The 1,678-nt window shown below is 46.7% G+C and carries 1 protein-coding gene; it reads right to left on the bottom strand.

Annotated elements, in window-relative coordinates; genetic code table 11:
- On the bottom strand, positions 1-1,005 hold a 1,005-nt coding region (locus FYJ60_RS12385), incomplete at its 3' end, for an IS1634 family transposase (protein ID WP_154458983.1).
- Positions 1,006-1,678 lie beyond the last annotated feature (673 nt).

Below are 1,678 nucleotides of genomic sequence, written 5' to 3'. Positions count from 1 at the left end.
GCCATTCGCCTTGTCTATGCACCTCACATCGCCATTTTCTAGATTCATTCCAAGTATTGCTTCCTTTACCTCTGCAGTCTCGCTCTTAACCCTCGCACCAAGTATGTACTCGTATTTCTCAGCCTCCAAGTCTTCTATATTTTTCTTGGAAAGCAGACCTGCATCGGCTATAACTACGGGATGGTCGAAGCCGTGTCGCCCGGCCAGGTCCTTTATCATCGGTACAAGCGTCTTGCCCTCGTGTATATTCCCTTCGTAAATTCCGTAGCCTATTGGATTGCCGCCCGTGGTGACAAGCAGGCCAAGGAAAATCTGAGGACACGAATGCTTGCCGTCCTTAGAGAAACCGGTCTTGCGGAGGTCGTCTTCCTGCGCAGCCTCGAAGTAAAGAGTAGTCATATCATAGAACACTACGTTTATTTCGCCGCCACATATTTTCTTTGTGTAGGCATAGGATATGCGTTCCACATCGTGCTTCATATCATTACCAACAGGCTTGATAACTTTGCCGGAAGCGTCCTTCTTGCAGTCCTTGTCTTTTCGGAAGCAAAGGTTGTCAAGGAACTTGTATATGGCATCCACGTCGTAGTCTTTGTTCAGATATTGTCGGAGATACTCCACCGTGCGGAGTTTGCTGCCCGGATTGAATAGACGACAAATTACCAAATGACGGAACATCTCATTGTCTATCCCTCCATATCCTATCTTGTCGTAAAGCCGTCCATAGATAAGTTCGGGACCAATCACTTGAATCTGCGTGTTGGAAATACCAGAGAGGAAGCTCTCAAGATCGTCTTCGAAAGGATAATGATAGTCCATCGGAATAGGCTGGCCAAGCTGCGAGTCTATAAACTCACGAGCCTTGCGTTCCAAGGCAAGCAATTCTTGCGCATTGGAACTTGTCCCGATAATCTTTACAGTCACATTCTTGCGGGAGTACCTGTCCTTTCTCAGAACCTCGATGCTATAAGCACCTGATCTGTGGCGTTTCTTGTGTACGAACATGATGCAAAGATAGCTTGCGCCACCCAAAAATCCAAATACAAAGTGTCACTTTATTGATTTTTAATGATTTACGGCCGTTAACGGCTATTAACGTGGAAAACAGGAGACTTTCAAGACGCTATGGACTATCTTTCGGCCGCAGGATTTTATGCCCAAGGGGCAATTTTACGCGTTAGCGATTTTCGTCATGGGCAGGCTTGACACCAAAGGTGTGGGGCTAAAGCTATGGGGGTAGGCGGCGAGCTTGCTCGCAAGACTACCCCATAGCTTTAGACTCATTGCTCCTTGGGGAGCATAAGCATGACCATGATTTTCTTTTCTCTTTTCCGTTTGAAAATGCCAAAGCGATAATGGCAGTATAAAGATTTATATTTCCTCTCACTATGATTCCACGGAAAATATCCAGTGCGCCACGGGTAGAGATCTCTGTGTCCTTTGTGTGAGAATATTACAGACAAGAGGGTTAGGGCGGGGATGAACCCCACCCCCACGAACTCACCATGTACATCCAGCGTAGGGGTGGGGTTTATCCCCACCCTAACCCCGCAAAATATATGATTGGGTCGATATGGTCTCCAGTCTTGTAGCTTGGGTGCCCCAATGACGAAAACAAGAAAAGGACGCAAAGAACTGCACAAGAGTGCACTTCTTTGCGTCCTTATTATTGTAATTT

This window comes from Bilifractor porci, assembly GCF_009696005.1.
GTDB lineage: Bacteria > Bacillota > Clostridia > Lachnospirales > Lachnospiraceae > Bilifractor > Bilifractor porci.
Note: the sequence above shows the minus strand (reverse complement) of the source record. Positions and strands in the feature narration are given on the sequence as shown.